The sequence below is a fragment of the Nocardia transvalensis genome, from assembly GCF_015477765.1.
Taxonomy (GTDB): domain Bacteria; phylum Actinomycetota; class Actinomycetes; order Mycobacteriales; family Mycobacteriaceae; genus Nocardia; species Nocardia transvalensis_A.
In genome coordinates this window covers 154,723-174,670 of sequence record NZ_JADLQQ010000001.1, presented here as the reverse complement: position 1 = coordinate 174,670, position 19,948 = coordinate 154,723, and the positions used below count along the sequence as shown (strand labels likewise).

At 69.5% G+C, this 19,948-nt stretch carries 10 protein-coding genes; 7 read left to right on the top strand and 3 right to left on the bottom strand.

Translation table 11 applies throughout. From position 1 onward, the window contains the following. Positions 1 to 253 precede the first annotated feature (253 nt). Positions 254 to 1,735: a bifunctional phosphatase PAP2/diacylglycerol kinase family protein gene (locus IU452_RS00830; protein ID WP_324192371.1), complete on the top strand. Its 1,482-nt coding sequence runs from the start codon at positions 254 to 256 to the stop codon at positions 1,733 to 1,735. Positions 1,736 to 1,745: 10 nt separating this feature from the next. Here the strand turns inward: IU452_RS00830 and IU452_RS00825 are convergent, their stop codons facing one another. Together IU452_RS00825 and IU452_RS00820 are read right to left on the bottom strand one after the other, a co-directional pair. Beyond that, on the bottom strand, positions 1,746 to 3,509 hold the full coding sequence (locus IU452_RS00825) for an Hsp70 family protein (protein ID WP_195106922.1): 1,764 nt from the start codon (positions 3,507 to 3,509) through the stop codon (positions 1,746 to 1,748). Positions 3,510 to 3,569: 60 nt separating this feature from the next. Next, a complete protein-coding gene (locus IU452_RS00820; RefSeq protein ID WP_195106921.1) occupies positions 3,570 to 4,493 on the bottom strand; it encodes a LysR family transcriptional regulator in 924 nt (307 codons plus the stop codon). A 486-nt stretch (positions 4,494 to 4,979) separates the two neighbouring features. Here IU452_RS00820 and IU452_RS00815 point away from each other — a divergent pair, with 486 nt between their 5' ends. Beyond that, positions 4,980 to 5,426: a hypothetical protein gene (locus IU452_RS00815; protein WP_195106920.1), complete on the top strand. Its 447-nt coding sequence runs from the start codon at positions 4,980 to 4,982 to the stop codon at positions 5,424 to 5,426. Between the two features lie 215 nt (positions 5,427 to 5,641). Beyond that, positions 5,642 to 6,751 carry an alanine dehydrogenase gene (ald, locus tag IU452_RS00810; protein WP_195106919.1) on the top strand — a complete coding sequence of 370 codons (1,110 nt, stop codon included), beginning with the start codon at positions 5,642 to 5,644 and terminating at the stop codon, positions 6,749 to 6,751. Between the two features lie 304 nt (positions 6,752 to 7,055). On the opposite strand, the gene IU452_RS00805 is transcribed toward ald, so the two are convergent. Next, a complete protein-coding gene (locus IU452_RS00805) occupies positions 7,056 to 7,571 on the bottom strand; it encodes an Lrp/AsnC family transcriptional regulator (RefSeq protein ID WP_195106918.1) in 516 nt (171 codons plus the stop codon). A gap of 497 nt (positions 7,572 to 8,068) precedes the next feature. Here IU452_RS00805 and IU452_RS00800 point away from each other — a divergent pair, with 497 nt between their 5' ends. Genes IU452_RS00800 through IU452_RS00785 form a run of 4 tightly spaced genes read left to right on the top strand, consistent with a single transcriptional unit; the run spans position 8,069 to position 19,947 of the window. Then, entirely contained in the window at positions 8,069 to 8,488 is a 420-nt protein-coding gene (locus IU452_RS00800; RefSeq protein ID WP_195106917.1) for a hypothetical protein, read from the top strand. Continuing rightward, a complete protein-coding gene (locus tag IU452_RS00795) occupies positions 8,485 to 11,622 on the top strand; it encodes a type I polyketide synthase (RefSeq protein WP_195106916.1) in 3,138 nt (1,045 codons plus the stop codon). Before IU452_RS00800 ends, IU452_RS00795 begins: the two co-directional genes overlap by 4 nt. Then, the gene (locus tag IU452_RS00790) at positions 11,606 to 16,891 is read left to right on the top strand and encodes a non-ribosomal peptide synthetase (RefSeq protein WP_195106915.1); all 5,286 of its coding nucleotides are present in this window, start codon (positions 11,606 to 11,608) and stop codon (positions 16,889 to 16,891) included. The genes IU452_RS00795 and IU452_RS00790 overlap by 17 nt, the downstream gene beginning before the upstream one ends. Beyond that, entirely contained in the window at positions 16,888 to 19,947 is a 3,060-nt protein-coding gene (locus tag IU452_RS00785) for a type I polyketide synthase (RefSeq protein ID WP_195106914.1), read from the top strand. Before IU452_RS00790 ends, IU452_RS00785 begins: the two co-directional genes overlap by 4 nt. Position 19,948 lies beyond the last annotated feature (1 nt).

Sequence of the window (19,948 nt, the reverse complement as noted above, 5' to 3'; positions counted from 1 at the left end):
ATCGGTCGGTAGTGTCGACCCGGTGAGCAAGCTTGCGAGCGAACTATTGGCACAGTGCGTTTGGCGCACGGTGCCGACGAGCGTTGGCGAGGAGGTGCGGTGAGCGAGCTTGCGAGCGAAGCATTGGCACAGTGCGTTTGGCGCACGGTGCCGACGAGTGCTGGCGAGGAGGTGCGGTGAGCGAGCTTGCGAGCGAAGCATTGGCACAGTGCGTTCGGCGCATGGTGCCGACGAGCGTTGGCGAGGAGGTGCCGTGAGCCGAGGGGTGCGCCGGAATTTCTTCGGGGTCGGTCGGTTCGATCGAGCCGTGAGCGGGGCGGTGGCCCAGTTGCCGGTTTCCGCGGTGGATCGCGGGATGCGGCGATTGACGCGGTCGGCGGACCACGGCGTGGTGTGGTTGACCTTGGCGGCGGTGCTGGCCGGGCGCAAGGGGGCGCCGCGGCGCGCGGCCCTGCGCGGGGTGGCCTCGCTCGCCGGTGCGAGCTTCCTCGCCAATATCGTCATGAAGGGGATCTTCGCCCGCCGCCGCCCGGCCGCCGAACTCCTGCCGCCGCAACGGCGATTGGTCCGGCGGCCCGCCTCGTCGTCGTTTCCGTCGGGTCACAGCGCCTCGGCCATCGCATTCGCCACCGCGGTGGCGATGGAGAGCCCGCGCAGCGCGGCGGCGGTCGCCCCGCTGGCCGCCACCATCGCCTACTCCCGGGTGCACACGGGCGTGCACTGGAGTTCGGATGTGGTCGCGGGCGCGGCTGTCGGGGCCGGGGTCGCCTTGGCCACGCGACGCTGGTGGCCGGTGCGCGAACCCGCCACGCATGCCCGCCCGGTCAGCCCGGTGCCCCGGCTGGTGGACGGTAAAGGCTTGGTGGTGCTGGTGAACCCGATGTCCGGCGACCCCGGACACGACCCGTTCGACGACATCGCCGCGACCTTGCCCGCCGCGCAACTGCTGCGCACCGCGCCCGACTGCGACTGGGCCGACCAGTTGGAGCAGGCGCTGGCGGCCCGCAGCGAGCCGACCGAGGCCATCGGCGTCGCGGGCGGCGACGGTACGGTCGCGGCCGTGGCCGAGGTGGCGCTACGGCATCGGCTGCCGCTGGTGGTGATTCCCACCGGCACCTTCAATCATTTCGCGCGGGACGTCGGCGTGGACGGTCTGGTCGAGGTGGTGGCGGCAGCCGAATCCGGCGAGGCGGTCTCGGTCGATGTGGCGCGAGTGCGGCTCGACGACTCGGCCACCCGCTATTTCGTCAACACAGCCAGCCTCGGCGCCTATCCGGAATTGGTGCGGCTGCGGGAGAAGTGGGAGCGCCGCTGGGGAAAATGGCCGGCCTTCGCCGCCGCCCTGCTGGTGACCCTGCGACGCGCAGAACCGATCCGGATCCGGATCGACGACCGCTGGCACAAGGTGTGGTTCCTGTTCGTCGGGAACGGCCCCTACGACCCGCACGGGGCAGTCCCCGCATTTCGGCCCCGCCTGGACACGGGGCTACTCGATATCCGTTGGCTGCGTGCGGATCTCGAGTTCTCTCGCGTTCGGGCGGTACTGGCCCTGCTGCTCGCAGCGATCGGGCACAGCAAGGTCTACGCCGAGCGGACGGTGCGCGAGCTGACCGTGCACCTGCCGACCCCGCGGCCGCTGGCCACCGACGGCGAGGTGCTCGACGAGGCGGCCGTCCTGCATTTCGAGGTAGCCGGGCAGATCGCGGTGTACCACAGAAAGGAACCGGGAGACTGACCCGGATCGGTCAGTGTCCCGGCGTGGAATGCCCGGAGAAGCCGGAACCGCCGCCGGAGAAATGAGTGGCGGAAGCGCCGGTCGAACCGGTGGTGGCGGTGCCGCCGGAGATGGGGGCGTGACTCGTGGACGCGGATGTACTCGAACCGGCTGAGGACGTATCGCCGGAAACCGCTGTGCCCGAGGGGCTTCCGGTATTCGATGGAGTGGGGGAGGTGCCGGACGTGGTCATGCCGCCCGTCGTCGTCTCGGAGGTGGTGTCTCGGGTATCCGAGGTGCCGGTGGTGCTCGATCCCTTCGAATTACCCTGTCCCGTAGATGAATCCGTACCCGTCGACGAAGTCCCTTGCCCCGCAGGCGTATTGGGCTTACCGGTAGTCGAATCCCCTTGACCGGCAGTCGAAGACGATCCATCCGTCGCGGAACCGGACGTCCCCGAATCGGTTGGCGACGTGGTTGCGGGCTGGCCGATGGTGATTCCCGACGGTTCGGTCCCCGAGTGGTCGCCGCGGGGCGTCGGAGCCGCGGGTGCGTCGAACGGTAACGGATTACTGAATCGGGACGGATCGCCGTAGGTCGCGGCCGGTACCTGTGCCGGTGTGGAATCGGACAGGGGGCGCTCGGTACCGACCGATGCCGGGGGCGCGGAATCGCTTGCGGGAGCGGAATTTTGCGCCGGATCAGGAGCGGTGTCGGCAACCGCAGCGGACAGCACCGGTTCGGGGAACCCGGCCCCCACCTCGGCCTGTGCGCCGGACTCCGGCCCGGGCAGCCTATCGATCACCGGCACCTGCGTCCACAGCGCATCCGAGTCGCCCGACGACGTCAGCAGCGACGCCGCCGACAAGGCCAGCACCGACAGGGCGGCGGCCCCGGACACCAGTGTCGGCCGGATCCGCCGCTCCCGAGCGCTGTGGTCCGCCGGAGGCACCGCGGCCAGGGCCGCTCCCGATGCGGCGCAGTGGCCCGGATCGGCCGACATGACCACCGGCGGTCCGAGTTCGGCCAGTACCCGCGCCACCTCCGGGGCACGAGCGGCCCCGCCCACCACCAGGATGCGCCCGATATCGCCGATGCTCAGCTGTGCCGCGCGCAGGCAGTCCCACACCACCGCGAGCGAGTCGCGCACATGCCAGCCGCGCAGTTCATCGCTGTCGGCTACCGACGACGGCAACTCGCCGTCCACCGGGGTCATCACCTCGCCGACATAGCGCACGATCATCGCGCCCAACGGCCGACCGCCGAAATCGTAAGAGCGCAGGGGACTTCCGATAATCCTGCGATCCTCGCCGTCGGCCACCTCGACCACCGTGACATCCAGGCTCGTCGCGCCGAGGTCGTACACCAGTACGAAGCCGGGGCGAAGGGGGCCGTGCTCGTGCTCGAGCCACGCCACGGCCGCGACCGGCTCGGGCAGCAGCCGCACCCGCCGCGCACCGGTCAGGTCGAAGGCCTGGCGCAGCAGCGCCACCTGTTTGTCGTCGTAGCACGCCGGATAGGTCGCCACCACACCCGCGGCGGGCGGCACCGAGCCCAGCAACTCGCCCACGAGCGCGGCGGTCAGATTCGCCGGGGACCACAATCGCCCGCCGACGGTCACCGTCTCCGGACGGCGGGCCAGATCCGCGAAATCGGTGACGGCTCCGCCGGAGTCGACGGCCACCGCGGTCGGCCGGGTCGTCACCGACAGACTCGAGTCCGCGCACACCGCGGCCGACACGGTGTTCACCGCACCGACGCCGATTCCCACGCCGACCGTATTCGGACCAACCATATGAATTCACCTCGGGAGAATGTGGGAATGACGTATGCGGGGCGTCTGACCGACGGCCTATCAGCGCGCCTCGAGTAGGCCTGCGGCCCGGAACTTGCGAACCAGTTCCATATCGCCGATGACGCCGAGGAATTTTTCGATGTAGGGCGACATGTCTTTGACGTGAACGGTGAGTTTCCGTTTTATCCGAGGGGCCGGTCGAGTAATCGACAACAGACGCGAACAATTATGCAGAGCCATTTTCGGTACCAGGGCGACGCCGATTCCGTGTTCCACCAGACTCAATGCGGTGGGCACATCGGGCGCGGTCACGACATATTTTATCTCGACATTTGCCCGGCCCGATTCCTGAACCAGGGTGCGGGCGATGTCGGAACTGGCGCAATAACCGATCCACGGCACCTCGGCCAACCGCTCCCAGCTGCCGTCGAATCGGCTCTCCTGGCTGCGATGGCACGCGACGACGAGCTCCTCCTCGCCGACGGTGTGCACGAACTTGGCCGAGGACCGGGTGAGCGGGCCGATGGCGACGTCGACGGCGCCGCGGTCGAGCGCCGCGCCCAGCTCGGACATGGTCGCGAACGACCGCACCTCGATATTGTCGATGTCGCACTGCAATCGGAGCCGATAGATCAGCGGCGGCATCAGCTTGTGGGCGACGGTGGAGGTCGTCCCGATGGTCAGCACGCCGTCGCTGAACGATTGCCCGATCGCCAGCGCCTGATAGGCGTGATCGATGACGTTCGAGGCCTGGGCGAAGAACTCGCGGCCGAACTTGGTCAGGCTCGAGCGGCGCGACTGCGGGTCGAACAGCTTGCGGCCCAGCGCGACCTCGAGCGCGCCGATCTGCTGCGACATCGCCGAGGGGGTGACGCCGAACTTGCGGGCCGCCGCCGACATCGAGCCCAGCCGGACCGTGCTCACGAAGTAGTCGAACTGTCGTAACGTGATGCTGTTGGGGGTGGAGAGTGGATTTTCAGCCATCGGTGACCTCCGTGCGGGGCGGTCGACTCATCGGCCGCGTCCGGACGGCCGAGGCCGACGGCCGAGGGGGGAGCGGGTCACCGGGTGCAGATGTGCGCCGATCGACGGGATCGGCAATCCCAAACGTTCCATTGCTTCATTTCATGTTCATGGAGATTCGATCCGGCGTAATTGCAGAAAAGGGCTCCGAGACGCCGTGCCGGGTTGTGGGGCGATGGTATCCGTGCAGTAGTTCTAGCGTCAAACTTCCGTTTCTGATTCGGGTGTTAACTAGATCACCTTCGAACGTCAAGTGCATTATCGTACAAGCGTCAACCCCGCCATCGAAAATTCAGTGAACGAGGGCGCGACGGGCCGGATCCTGCACCGATGTCTTAACTTCTGTGAAGAACCGCTAACGTTTCTGTTCGGAAGTACTTGCGCCACTTAGGCTTTCGCCGTGAAACGGCCCGGGCACGATCCGGGGATTTCCGAGGAAAGTAGCTGATGGGTAGACATAGTGCACAACGCAGGCCCGTCGTCTCCGTGCAGTTGGCGATGATCTCGACAGCCGCGCTGCTCACGGCCGCCATCTCCGCCGACCAGGTGTCTTCGCATTCGGAGCGATTCACGGCGGGCCCGGTCACTCCGAAGCAGGCCGCGCCGGGCCACTTCGAGGGCTCGACAGCGGTGCCGCCGATCGGGGGAGCGGCAGTCGCTCCGGCTCCGGACGACAGGGTTTTCGCAGGTGAGCCGGTGCCGGGGAGCGGCACCGACGAGGTTGCGTATCGAGGACGCGGGGGCGTCGCACCCGAGACGGCCGCCCCCGGCGAGCCGCATACCGATCTGCTGGGGGCGATCGTGGAGGCGTGGACCGCGGGGGCCGTCCGCGGCTTCGATGCGCTGTCGAAGTTCGAGCGCTACCTCATCTCGCAGATCCCTGGAATGCCGTGACCGAGCCGAGCCGCCGACGGGGTCGAAGATGTTTCGAGATGACCGGGGGCGGCGGTCGCCGATCCGACTATATGAATGAAAGGCGCGGCCTCTGAAGAATTATCTTCACTGAACTGGATCTGTTTGCGCAGTTTCTTCATACTTCCTGGTAACGGGGTGAACCAGCTCATAGCCGGTCACCCGTCGATCGTCCAGTGGAGACAGAAGGAGTTCAGGTGAAGATCGGGATCCCCCGCGAGGTGAAGAACCACGAGTATCGCGTGGCGTGCACCCCGGCGGGCGTTCGTGAGCTGGTGTCGCGTGGGCACCAGGTGTTCATCGAGTCCGGGGCCGGTGCCGGATCGGCCTTCGCCGATGACGCCTACACCCTGGTCGGCGCGCGTGTGCTGGACACCGCCGACGAGGTCTGGGCCACCGCGGATCTGGTGCTGAAGGTGAAAGAGCCGATCGCCGAGGAATATTCGCGGATGCGCGAGGATCAGGTGCTGTTCACCTACCTGCATCTGGCCGCCTCCGCCGAGTGCACCGACGCCCTGCTGAAGTCGGGCATCACCTCGATCGCCTACGAAACGGTCACCGGCCGTGACGGTTCGCTGCCGCTGCTGGCCCCGATGAGCGAGGTCGCCGGCCGGCTGGCGCCGCAGGCGGGTGCCTATCACCTGATGCGCAGCGGCGGCGGCCGCGGTGTGCTGATGGGCGGTGTGCCCGGCACCCGCCCGGCCAAGGTCGTCGTCATCGGCGCGGGTGTCGCCGGGCGCAATGCCGCCGCCGTCGCGGTCGGAATGCACGCCGACGTCACGGTTCTCGATCTGAACATCGCCCCGCTGCGGGAGCTGGACGCGCAGTACCAGGGCCGGGTGCGCACCGTCATCTCCAACTCCCAGGAGGTGGAGAACTCCGTGCGCGAGGCCGATATGGTCATCGGCGCGGTGCTGGTGCCGGGCGCCAAGGCGCCCAAGCTGGTGTCCAATGAGCTGGTGGCGCAGATGAAGCCGGGTTCGGTGCTGGTCGATATCGCCATCGACCAGGGCGGATGCTTCGCCGATTCGCGCCCGACCACCCACGCCGAGCCCACCTACCGGGTGCACGATTCGGTGTTCTACTGCGTGGCCAACATGCCCGGCGCGGTGCCCTACACCTCGACCGTCGCCCTGACCAATGCCACGCTGCCCTACGTCATTTCGCTGGCCGACAAGGGTTGGCGCGAGGCCACCGCGGCCGATCGCGGCCTGGCCGACGGCCTGAGCACCCACCGCGGCATGCTGCTCTCGGAATCCGTTGCCGCCGCTCACGGATACGAGGCCCAGTCGCTGTCGGCGGCGTAATCGGTGTTCCCCCGACACCCGTGGTCCCGGCGAAAAGCGTGCCGGGACCACGGGTGTCGGGGAAGCCAGGGCTGCTGGGGGCCCGGTGCTCGAGAGCCTGAGCCGCGGGCGGTGGAAGGCCGGGGCTGCTGCTGGCCCGGTGCTCGAGAGCCTGAGCCGCGGGCGGTGGAAGGCCGGGGCCTCGGCTGTCCTACTCATTTCCGGCGTGCCATCCCCGTGCCCGGCCTGCCATCCCTTGTTCCCGGCTCGTCGCCCTTCGTTTCCGGCTCGTCGCCCTTCGTTTCCCGGCCGCTTGCGGCCGGGATCAGCGCAGTGGGCGCGTGCGGGGGCGGACGTGCTCGAAGATGAGGATCGTTTCGGTGCGGGCGACGGCGGGGTGGGCGCTCAGATGCTCGAGGACGAACAGTCGCAGTTCCTCGGTGTCGGCGGTGGCGACGTGGATCAGGTAGTCGTCGGCGCCGGCGATGAAATACACATTGAGCACCTCGTCGAGGGTGGCCAGCTGTTCACCGAACGCGGCCAGCTGCGGGCGCGCATTGGCGTGCACGCGCACCGAGATCATGGCCTGCAGGCTGCGCCCCAGCGCCGCGGGATCGATATCGGCGTGAAACCCCCTGATCACACCGCGTTCTACCAGCGAGCGCACGCGGCCCAGACAGGTTGACGGCGCGATACCCGCCGCCGCGGCCAGGGCGTTGTTGGTCATCCGTCCGTCGCGCGCCAGCTCATCGAGCAGGATCCGGTCGACGTCGTCGAGAACCACGCTCTGCCGCGGATTTGCTGCCGCGGTAGGGCCGACGGCGCGATCGTTCTTCTTCACGACCCACACCGTACCGAACGGGATTCGTAACGCCGGGTGCTTCCGGAACGATCTTCGGGGCAGTACCCGATCCCGTCGGCGTTCGCCAGGTCGTACGGGGTGGTTGAAGAGCTAGCTAACGGTTAGCTAACGAACCTATCAATTCATCGTGATATGCGGCCTGAAATATGTCGAGCTAATGCTCGGCGAACCGGCGAAAAATGGTGCAAATCGGGCATTCGGGCCTTCGCCGACATAGCTTGAAGCTGCAATAAACCGGTGCTTGACGTCACAGATCAGGGCCTATTCCTGCTGTGGACAGTACTTCCGGGTGGTAGTACTGTCCTCTCATGTCCACGACGTTCGGTAGTTGGCAGCACATTTCCGGCGCCATGTGTTGCTAGAGCCTGGTGAACCGTCGCTGAGGCACAAATGAATGAGGGGTGAACGGTCTCCAATGACGCCGATCGCATTCGCCTGAAACTAATTTTCACCAAGACTTCGAGCGGATTCTGGCGATGAAACTCTTTTGCGTGTTGTTCCTGGCCTATCTCGTGCTGGCAGAGCCCTACTTCGAGATAAGCTCGGTCAAGAAATTCACCCAACAGTTCGGCAACCGAGCCGACGCGCGCATCAAGCTCTACCAGGGCGGTGTGCTGCGGACCTGGCTGGCGCTGGCGGTGGTGGTCGTCGCCTTCCTGATCAGCGGGACCTCGCTGACCGAGTTGGGCCTGGGCGGCTTCGACACAGCGGTGTTCCAGCACTTCACCACGGCTGAGAAGATCATCAGCCTGGCCATCGTGGCGATCTACGTCGGATACCTGACCGTGCCGGCGGTGGTGCCGCTGACCGGCAAGGCCGGTCGCGAGTGGATCGCGGAGAAGATCGAGTACGTCGTCTTCATCACGCCCGCGGACTCACCTCCGCGGTTGCGGTGATCTTCGTCGGCCGGGTCTCCGCCTGGCTGGGGAAGTCGCTGCCGCCGACACTGCCGTGGGAGTTCCCGACCGTGAGTGCCATGGCCGACGGCCTGGCCTCCGGGGCCGTCGACCAGGTGGAGCCCGAGGCCGAGCCGGTCGTCGAGGCGGCGCCCCGGACGCGCGGCGCCCAGGAACCCGTCGCCATCATCGGCATCGGGTGCTCGGTCGGTGACCGTCGCGGACCCGAGCAGCTCTGGGAGACCCTGCTGCAGGGCCGGGAGCTGGTCGGTGCGGCTCCGGTCCACCGCGGCGGCGGGCCGGTCGGCGACACCTCCGAGCAGCGGGCCCGGTTCGGTTCGTTCGTGCCGGACCCGTACGCCTTCGACGCCAAGTACTTCGGCGTCTCGGCCGACGAGGCCGCGTTCATGGACCCCCAGCATCGGGTCCTGGCCGAGACCGTGGCCGATGCCCTGGCCGACGCTGGTCTGCCCGCCGACCGGCTGGCCGGGTCCGCGACCGGCATGTTCGTCGGCATCAGCTCCGGTGAGCACGCGCGCAACCTGGGGCGGACCGATCAGAACGGCACCTCCATCGCGGCGGTGATCGGGACGGCGAGCAGCATTGCGGCCAACCGGCTCTCCTATCACTACGACCTGCGCGGCCCGAGCATCAGCGTCGACACGGCCTGCTCGTCGTCGCTGGTCGCGGTGCACATGGCGCTGCGCAGCCTGCACGACGGCGACTGCGATACGGCGGTGGTGGGCGGTGTCCAGCTGACCCTGGAGCCGCAGATCACCGATTCGCTGGCCGATGCGGGCATGCTGTCCCCCGACGGGCGCTGCAAGACCTTCGACGACCGCGCCGACGGATATGTGCGCGGCGAGGGCAGCGCCGCGATCGTGCTGAAGCCGCTGTCGCAGGCCGAACGCGACGGCGACCGGGTCTACGCGGTCCTGCTGGGCAGCGCCGTCAATCAGGACGGCCGCACCAACGGGTTGACCGCCCCCAACTATCGCGCCCAGGTCGACGTGCTGCGCCGCGCCTACCAGCGGGCCGGTGTGTCACCCGGCGACGTCCAATACATCGAGGCGCACGGCACCGGCACCGCGCTGGGTGATGCGGTCGAGGCGCGCGCCTTGAGTGCGGTCCTCGCCGACGGCCGTGGCGAGCAGAAGGCCCTGGTCGGTTCGGTGAAGACCATGGTCGGCCATCTCGAGGCCGCCGCGGGCATCATGGGCCTGATCAAGACCGCGCTGGCCCTGCACCACGAGCAGGTCCCGGCCAATCTGAACTTCGACACCCCCAACAAACATCTCGACTTCGAGCAGCTGCCGTTCCAGGTGGCCGCGCAGAACACGTCCTGGCCCGCCCACGAGGGCCGGGCCCTGGCCGGTGTCAGCTCCTTCGGCATGGGCGGCACCAATGCCCACGTCGTGCTGACCGCCGGTCCCCGCCCGGTCCGCCCGGCGGCGGCCCCGGCCAAGGCGCCCGAAAAGCCCTACCTGTTCACGGTTTCCGGCCGCACCGAACAAGCCGCGCTGGCCTCGGTGGACCAGTGGGTGGAGCTGTTGGGAACCGAGGTGGATCTGCCTGCGCTGTCGTATGCCTCGACCGCGCGCAGCACCCATCATCCGTATCGAGTGGCCGTGGTGGCCAGTGGTCGCGACGAGCTGCGGCAGCGGTTGGAGGCCGTTGCGGCGGGGTCGCTGCCGCTGGGGGCCGCCGCGGGACGGGTGCCGCGCGGCGGGGCCGGCGGAGTCGGCTTCCTGTTCGCGGGGCAGGGCAATCAGTGGCTGGGCATGGGCCGCACGCTGGTCAAGCGGCAGCCGGTGTTCCGCGACACCCTGATGGCCGTCGATCGGGAGCTGCGCCCGCTGCTGGGCTGGTCGCCGTTCGCGATCGTCGACCGCGGGCGCGACGCCGACGAGCTCGCCGACACCGCGGTGGCGCAGCCGGTGATCTTCGCGGTGCAGATCGCGCTGGCCGAACTGTGGAAGTCCTGGGGCATCATCCCGGACGCGGTCGGCGGGCACAGCGTCGGCGAGGTCGCGGCCGCCGTGGTGAGCGGCGCCCTCGACCGCGCGACCGGCGCCCGCATCATCGCCGCGCGCGCCCGGGCCACCGCCAAGGTGCGCGGCAACGGGATCATGGCCGTGGTCAACCTGCCCGCCGACGAACTCGCGCCCCAGCTGCCGGCGACTGTGCACATCGCCGGCCGCAACGCGCCCCGTTGGACCCTCATCGGCGGCGATGCCGAGGCCCTGGAGGCACTGCTGGCACGGCTCGAGCAGGACTCGGTGCTGACCCGGCGGCTGCCGGGCGAGCACGCCTTCCACACCCCGGCCATGCAGGACTGCCTGGCGCAGTTCCGGGCCGAGCTGCCGGAGTTCACCCCGAGCGCGGGGCAGATCCCGTTCTTCTCGACGGTCACCGGCGGCCTGCTGGAGGGCACCGCCCTGGACTCGCAGTACTGGCTCGACGAGGTGGTACGCCCGGTGGCCTTCGCCGATGCCGTCGGCGCGATGATCGAGGCGGGTGCCAACACCTTCGTCGAGATCGGACCGCATCCGGTGCTCGGCGGCATGGCGAAAGCCATACTGCGCCATCAGGATCGCAGCGGTATCGCGGTGCCGTCGCTGGCGCGCGATCTCGACGATCTCACGGTGCTGCTGTCCTCGGCGGCCGAGCTGCACGTGCGCGGCCACGAATTGGACTGGGGCGCCATCGATTCCGCCACGCGTCCGCTGGTGCGGTTGCCGCTGTACCCGTTCGACCGCAGCTCGTACCGGGTCGTGGACGGCGCGCCGCACATCGAACCGGCTCCGGCGAGCGAGCGCCGCACCACCCTGTTCGACGAGGATGCCGATTTCGTCGCTCCCCGAACCGAATACGAGCAGTTCGTCGCCGAGATGTGGGCCGAACTGCTGGGTCTCGAGCGCATCGGCGTCTTCGAGAACTTCTTCCGCATCGGCGGGCATTCGCTGCTCGCCACCCGGTTCGCCCGCCGGGTCCGCGAACTGTTCGACATCGAGTTCCCGCTCCGCGTCATGTTCGAGGAGCCGACCGTGGCCAAGGTGGCGGCCGCGCTGGAGGAACTGCTCGTCGAGCAGGCAAATGCGTTGTTGGAGAACGAACATGAACTCACCAGCTAGCAATCTGGCACTGGCACGGCTGCGCGAGAAGCGCGCCGCGGGCGCCGGCGGCACCGGAATCCCGGTGCGCAGCGGCAGTGGTCCGTTCGCGGCCACGCCCGCCCAGCGCGGAATCTGGCTGCACGAACAGCTGGCCGACAATGCCGCGCTCTACCACGTGCCGGTCGGCCTGCGGATCACCGGCGAGCTCGACCCGGAGGCGCTGCGCAGCGCCGCCGCGGCCGTGGTGCGGCAGCAGCACGCCCTGCGCACGGTGTTCACCGCGACCCCCGATCTGCAGGCCGAGGTCCGCGACGACCTCGAACTCGATTGGCAGCTGCACGATCTGCGGCTGGTGCCCGGGTCGGCGCGCGAACAGGCGGCCGATGAGCTGCTCGTCTCCCGCGCGACCACCCGCTTCGATCTGCTGTCCGGCCCGCCGGTGCGATGGACGCTGGTGCGCCTGGCCGAGGCGGAGTGGATTCTCGCGGTGGTCGCCCACCACCTGGTGCTCGACGGCCTGTCGATGACGCTGCTGGTCGACCAGCTGTGGTCGGCCTATGGCGGCTCGGCCGCAGCGCCGGCGCGTCAATACGCCGACTTCGCGGAATGGGTTGCGGGACAACCGGCCCGGACCGCCGCCATCGAGCGGCGCGCCGGTCGGCTGCGCGGCGCCCCGGCGCTGGACGTGGCCGTCGGCCGTCCCCGGCCCCCGCGGGTCCGCAACGACGGCGCCCGCCTGCACGAGCCGGTTCCGGCCGCACTGGCCGCGACCATCCGCGATGCCGCCGCGGCACACGGCGTTCCGCCGTTCGTGTACCTGCTGGCCTGCTACCAGTTGACCCTGGCGGCGCACACCGGGCAGTACGACTTCTGCGTCGGCATTCCGATGGCCGCTCGCCCGCACGACGAGTTGGCCCGCACCATCGGCCATTTCGTCAACACCGTGCCGGTGCGTTCGGACCTTGCTGCGGGACAGACGTTCTCGGAGCTGCTGCGGCTCACCCGGGATACGGCGCTGGCCGCCTACGAGGACGAGACCCTGCCGTTCGAGCGCATCGCCGAGGCGGTCGGCGGGCCGTGGGATCCGCGCTTCAGCCCGGTGTTCCAGGTGCTGTTCGTGCAGCAGCGGCTGGAGCGCCCGGATCTGAGCAAGTTCGACCTGACCGTCGACTGGCAGACCATCGAGACCGGCGCCACCCTCTACGACCTGGTGATGCACGTCGCCGAGGCCGGGACCGATCTGGCCGTCGAACTCGCCTACAACACCGCCGTACTCGACGCCGCCGCGGCCGATCGCCTGGTTCGCGACTTCTTCGCACTCGCGCAGACGGCCGCCGCCGATCCGAACGCCGCGGTGACGGATCTGCTGGCCGGGCTGCCGCGCCACCACCTGGCCGTGCGCGTGACGGGCGACCGTCCCGAGCTGATCGCGGGCCTTGCCGAGGCACTGCATCGCGGCGGCGTGCCCGCGCAGGTCACGGCGGCGACCGAGACGGCCGACGGCCGTGCCGACCTGATCGTGGTGGATGCCGAGACGACCGCGGCCGCGGCGGCCGTGCACACCGGCGTCGGCGTGCTGGCGGCGCCCGCGCTCGACTCCTACGAGTCCGGCTGGCAGCTGGGTCGGCAAGTGCTGGCCTGGACCAGCGAGCGTGCGCCGGAGCAGGTGCCCGCCTCGGTCGCCGACTGGCTGGCCGCGCAGCAGGCCGAACCGATCTCCGAAACCCCCGAACGCCCTGTCGCAGTAGCGGATTCGCCGGAGGCCGACGGCTCCGCCGAACCGGTGGGCCCGCTGGAGACCCGCTTGGCCGAACTCTGGGCGCGGGCGCTGGACGTGCCCGCGGTCGGACGGCACGATGATTTCTTCCTGCTCGGCGGCACCTCGATCGCGGCCACCCGGCTGCTGTCGCAACTGGTCGACGAATTCGGCGTCAACATCTCGCTGCGCGATCTGTTCGAGCGCCCCACCGTCGCACAGGCCGCGAAACTGCTGGAATCGGCCGCCGTGCAAGGTGATTCGGTCACCCCGCTGCGCCCGGCGCCCCGTGCGGAGGGCGACCTGCTGCCGGTGGCCTACGCCCAGGAGCGGCTGTGGTTCCTGGAAACCTTCGCCCCCGGCAACAGCACCTACATCATGCCGGGCGGGCTGCGGCTGCGCGGCAAGGTCGATATCGCCGCGCTGGAGTCGGCGCTGGGCAAGATCGAGCAGCGCCACGAGGTGCTGCGCACGGTCTACCTGACCACCGACGAGGGCGAACTGCGCCAGCAGGTCCGCCCGTTCACCCCGCGCCCGCTGCCGGTCACCGACCTCACGACCCTGCCGCCGCAGGAGCGCGCGAAGGTCGAAGACGAGCTCACCACCGCCGTGTACGGCGGGCCGTTCGATCTGGCCGAGGGCCCGGTGTGGCGGTATCACCTGCTCGTCACCGGCCCCGACGAGTACCTGCTGATGGTGGCGCTGCACCACATCGTGTGCGACGGCTGGTCGATCGCCGTTCTGAGCCAGGAGATTTCGGCACACTACGCCGCCGGGCGGTCCGGTGCCGAGGCCGAGCTGCCGCCGCTGTCGGTGCAGTACGCCGACTACGCGATCTGGCAGCGCGAGAACGCCGACCACCTGGACAACCAGCTGCAGTACTGGCGCGAAACCCTCGCCGGGGTTCCCAACACCGAGATCGCGGGCGACCGCCGCCGCCCGCCCCGCCGCAGCTCGCGCGGCGCGGTGGAGCGGTTCACCGTCGATCCCGAGGTCATGGCGGAGATGCGGAAGATCGCCTCCGCACAGGGCGTGACGACCTTCTCGGTGCTGCTGGCCGCGTTCTACACCCTGGTGCACCGCTACACCCGCCAGCAGGATCTGGTGGTCGCCTCGCCGATCGCGGGCCGCACCCGCTCGGCCACCGAACCGCTGGTCGGCTGCTTCCTGAACACCCTGGCCCTGCGGGCCGAGGTCGATCCGGACGAGCCCTTCACCGGACTGGTGTCGCGGGTCGGCAAGGTGGTGCTGGCCGCGCACGCCAACCAGGACTGCCCGTTCGAGAAGGTCATCGCCGCGCTGGTGCCGGAGCGGGACATGAGCCGTACCGCGCTGGCGCAGATCATGTTCAACTACCTGAACACCCCGCCGCCGACGTTGGCCAACCCGGACCTCGATGTCGAGATGGTCGACGCCCCGCGGCGCACGGCCAAGCTGGATCTGGACCTCACCGTCGACGAGACCGGCGGCGATATCAAGCTCAGCCTGGAATACAGCACCGACCTCTACGACGCCGACACCGCCCGGCGCCTGCTGCGGCACTATGCCGGGGCCCTGGAAAGCATTGCCGCGCAGCCCGATCGCACGGTCGCCGAGATCACCCTCGGGGACAAGCTGCAGCCCACCCGCGCCGGTGCGTGGGAGCTGCCCGGCACCCCGTCGGTGCCCGATCCGGAGCCGGGCGAGACCCTGGCCGACCGGCTGGCGCAGGTGGCCCGAACCCGCTCCGCGGCAAAGGCATTGAGCAACGACGAACGCGTCACCACCTACGCCGAGCTGGACGCGCTCGCCGACGATACCGCGCGGCAGCTGCTGCGGGCGGTGTCGGCCGGTGGCCGGGTCGCGCTGCTCTACGACCACACGCCGGAAAGCTTCGTCGCGGTGTGGGCGGCGTTGCGCGCGGGCGTCACCTATGTGCCGCTGGATCCGCGGGCGCCGCAGGCGCGGTTGACCGAGATCCTCGGCGAGGCGAATGTGACGGCGCTGCTGTGCGATCCGGCCCGGATCGAGACGGCCCGGGCCATCGCCGGGGACATCCGCATCCTGCCGGTCTGCGCGCGGGCCGGCGAGGCGCACCTGTTGCCGGGACCGATCCATCACGTCGAGCCCGTCCACGCCGACCAGCCCGCCTACATCACCTACACCTCGGGCTCCACCGGACGTCCCAAGGGTGTGGCGCAGAGCTCGGAAAACGCTCTCGCCCATGCGGTCTGCTACGCACAGCGGCTGCGCATCGGACCCGACGACGTGGTGGCGGCGCCGGCTCGGTACACCTTCGATGCGGGCATCCTCAACTCGTTCGGTGCGGCGGTGGCCGGTGCCGAACTGCATGTGATCGACCCGCATCTGTTCAGCCCGTCGGCACTGCGCGCGGAGATCGAAAGCGCCGGGGTGACCGTGCTGCACTGCACGCCGACCCTGTTCCGCTATCTGCTCAGCGACGCCGCCGAACCGTGGCTGCCGCCGAAGATCCGCGTGGTCGGTCTCGGCGGTGAGCAGGTCGTCCCCGGCGACGTCTCCGATTTCGGGCGGCACTTCGGACCGGAAACGCGACTGGTGAGCCTGTACGGCCCGACCGAATGCTCGGTGGCCCTGCAGCACATCGTCACCCCGGACGATGTGGATCGCGTCGGCGTGCCCATCGGCCTGCCGGTAGACATCATCGATGTCGATATCGTCGATGAAAACGGCCGTCCCACCGAGGTTTTCGGTGAACTCACGCTGCGCAGCCCGCACGTGGCGCTGGGCTACTGGCAGCGCCCGGAGCTGACCGACGGCGTCTTCGGCGTGAGCGAGGACGGGGTGCGCTACTACCGCACCGGCGATCTCGCGCGCCGGCTCACCGACGGGCAGCTGGTCTTCGTCGGACGCAAGGACCGGCAGGTCAAGATCCGCGGGCACCGGGTGGAGCCGGGTGAGGCCGAGACCGCGCTGCGGTCGCATCCGACGGTCGGCGAGGCCGCCGTCGTCCTGGATCGGCACGCCGGCGAACCCCGCCTGGTCGCCTATGTCACGCAGGACGGACCGCTCGCGCCCGACTACGCCGAGCTGTCGGGATATCTGCGCAAGCGGTTGCCGGAGTACATGATTCCGTCGGCCTACATGGTGCTCGACTCGCTGCCGCGCGGTCTGACCGGCAAGTTGGACCAGAACCGGCTGCCCAAGATCGAGCCCGCCGCCGATCCGGTGTTCGTGCCGCCGCGCACGGACCTGGAGAAGGCCGTCGCCGAGGTGTGGGGAGAGGTGCTCGAGCGCGAGGTCGGGCTCGGGCAGAACTTCTTCGACCTCGGCGGTCACTCACTCGCCCTGGCCCGCGCCCGCGGCCTGCTGGAACGGCGCCTGGGTGTGCAACTGGCCATGACCGATCTGTTCGCGGCGCCGACGGTGGAGGACCTGGCCCGCCTGCTGGCCGGCCGCACCGCGCAGCCGGAGGAGGACACCGACCGCGGTCAGGAACGGCGCGCCGCCGCCGCTCGCCGCCGCGCCCACCGCCGCCCCGGTTCGCCGGAAACTCACGGGAGTGACGAATGACCGACGTAGACAACGACTTCCGCATTGCCGTGGTGGGTATGGCCTGCCGCTTCCCGGATGCGGATACGGTCGCCGACTACTGGCGCAACCTGTGCACCGGCCACGAGTCGATCCGCCCGCTGCACTCGGCGGATATGCCGGTCGATCCGCCCGCCGGTTACGTGCACGCCGGGTCGACGCTGGCCGACTACGACCGCTTCGACGCCGAGTTCTTCGAGATGAGCCCGCGCGAAGTGCAGTTCCTCGACCCGCAGCACCGGCTGTTTCTGCTGTGCGCCTACGAGGCGTTCGAGGATGCGGGCATCGTGCCGTCGGACAACCCCAACCCGGTCGGTGTCTTCGCCGGTGCCGGCATCAGCACCTATCTGCTGCGCAACCTGGTCGGGCACGCGAGCCTGTTCGACAGCCCCTCGGCCCAGCTGCACGCCCTGCACGGCAACGCCTCGGACTATCTGGCCAGCAAGGTCTCCTACAAGCTGAACCTGACCGGACCGGCCGTCGCGGTGCAGACCGCCTGCTCCACCTCACTGGTGGCCGTGCATCAGGCCGTGCAGGCGCTGGTGGATTTCCAGTGCGATGTGGCGCTGGCCGGTGGTGCGAGCGTGCAGGTGCCGCACGAATCGGGCTACATCTACGAGGAAGGCTCGATCCTGTCTCCGGACGGGCACTGCCGCGCCTTCGACGCCGACGCGGCGGGCACGGTCTTCGGTTCGGGCGTGGGCACGGTGGTGCTGAAGCGGCTGAGCGACGCACTGGCCGACGGTGACCACATCCACGCGGTGATCGTCGGTTCGGCGGTCAACAACGACGGCGCCCGCAAGGTCGGCTACACCGCACCCGGTATCGCCGGACAGCGCGCGGTGATCCGGGAGGCGCTGTCGGTGGCCGGAATCGACGCCCGCAGCATCGGTTACGTCGAGGCGCACGGCACCGGCACCAAACTGGGCGACCCCATCGAGGTGGCGGCGCTGACCGCGGCCTACCGCGAACACACCGAGGAGAGCCAGTACTGCGCGCTGGGCTCGGTGAAAACCAATGTGGGACACCTCAACTCCGCCGCCGGTGTGGCCGGGTTCATCAAGGCCGTGCTCGCGGTGCGGGAGGGTGCCATTCCGCCGAGCCTGCACTTTTCCCGGCCGAACCCGGAAATCGATTTCGCGGCCAGCCCGTTCTACGTGAACACCGAGTTGCGGGAGTGGGACGGGCAGCTGCGCCGGGCCGCCGTGAGCGCCTTCGGCATCGGCGGCACCAATGCCCACGTCATCGTGGAGCAGCCGCCGGTCGCGGCCGCAACGGCCTCGAAAGGCATCCGGGCCCTGCCGGTTTCGGCCCGCACCCCGGAGGACGCCGACCGGTTGGCGCAGCGGCTGTCCACGCATCTGAGCGGGACGACCCAGGATCTGGGCGCGGTGGCCCGCACCCTGGACCGCGGTCGGCGCCGATTCGCCCACCGCCGCCTGGTGATCGCCGAGACCGCGGCCGAGGCCGCGGAGGCACTGCGGCGACCCAGCGCTGGGCAGGCGCTGGTCGACCCCGCGCCGGTGTGGCTGTTCGCCGGGCAGGGGATCGCCGTGGGCTCGATGTTCGCCGAACTCGCGAGTTCGGTGCCCGCATTCGGTGACCGCCTGCGGGAGTGCGCGCGGCTGCTGCGCGAGCACAGCGGATTCGATCTGGACGCCGCCCTGCTCGGTGGCGAGGGAACCGAGCAGACCCAGGTGGCGTTGTTCGCGATCGAATACGCGCTGGCGGGCATGTGGCGCGAATTCGGCATCGCGCCGCGGGACATGCTGGGGCACAGCCTCGGTGAGCTGGTATGCGCGACGGTGGCCGGTGTCTTCGAGCTGCCCGACGCGCTGAAGCTGGTGGTGGCGCGCGGCAAGATCATGGCCGCCGCCCCGGCCGGGAGCATGCTCGCGGTCTCGGTGGGCGCGGACAAGCTGGCCGAGCGCCTGCCCGACGATGTCTGGCTGGCCGCCGACAATTCCGCGACCCGCTGCGTAGTCGCCGGGTCTCCGGCGGCGGTGGGCCGGTTCGCGGAGGTGCTGTCGACCGACGGTATCGCCAGTTCGGCGCTGCCGGTGGCACATGCCTTCCACACGCCGCTGATGGACGAGGCGGCCACCCGGTTCGCCGAGGTGGTGGGTTCGGTCGAGCGGCAGGCGCCGCGGGAACCGTTCTGGTCCAACCTGACCGGCGCCCCGATCACCGCCGAGCAGGCCACCGATCCGGAGTACTGGGCGCGGCAGATGACCAGCACTGTGCGGTTCCGGGAGGCGAGCGAGGGGCTGGTGGGGCGCCATCAGAACGTCGTCGGCCTCGAGGTCGGCCCGGGTAAATCGCTGGTGTCGTTCCTGCGCACCGCCGATCGCGGCGTCCCGACCGTCGCCTCGGCCGGTACCGCGCCCGGTGGGCGGCCCGCGGCGGCGTCGATCGTGGAGGCGGCCGGTCGGCTCTGGCTGACCGGAGTCGAGGTCGATTTCGCCGCCGTGCACGGCGATACCGAGCACAGCCTGGTGAGCCTGCCGACCTATCCGTTTGCGCTGCAGCGGTATTGGATCGATCCCCCGGAGGACAGGGATCCTCGTCGCTCCGCGACGAGGAATGGGGGGAGTGCCGCGACGAGGAATGGGGGGAGTGCCGCGGGCGAAGGCTTGCGGAACGCTTCGGCGGAAGGTGTCCGGACCGCGGCGGTTCCCGAGGGCTCCACCACCGGGGCGCAGGACGAACTCGCGGCCGACGAGGTGGACGAATTCACCGAATCCATTCGCGGGCGGGTCGCCGAGGTGTGGCACGAGGCGCTGGGCGCCGACGGTATCGCCGCCGACGCGAACTTCTTCGAGGTGGGCGGCGATTCGCTGATGGCCGTCCACGTCGCGACCCGCCTGCGGGCGGTGTTCCCCGTACAGCTGGTGCTCGGCGACCTGTTCGCCCGGCCCACGATCGCCGGCATGGCCGACGTCATCGCACAGGACCTGATCAGCCGGTTGGACGACATGTCCGACAGCGAGGTCGAGCTGTTGCTCGCCGAGCGCGGCACGACCGAGGAGCGCTCCTAAA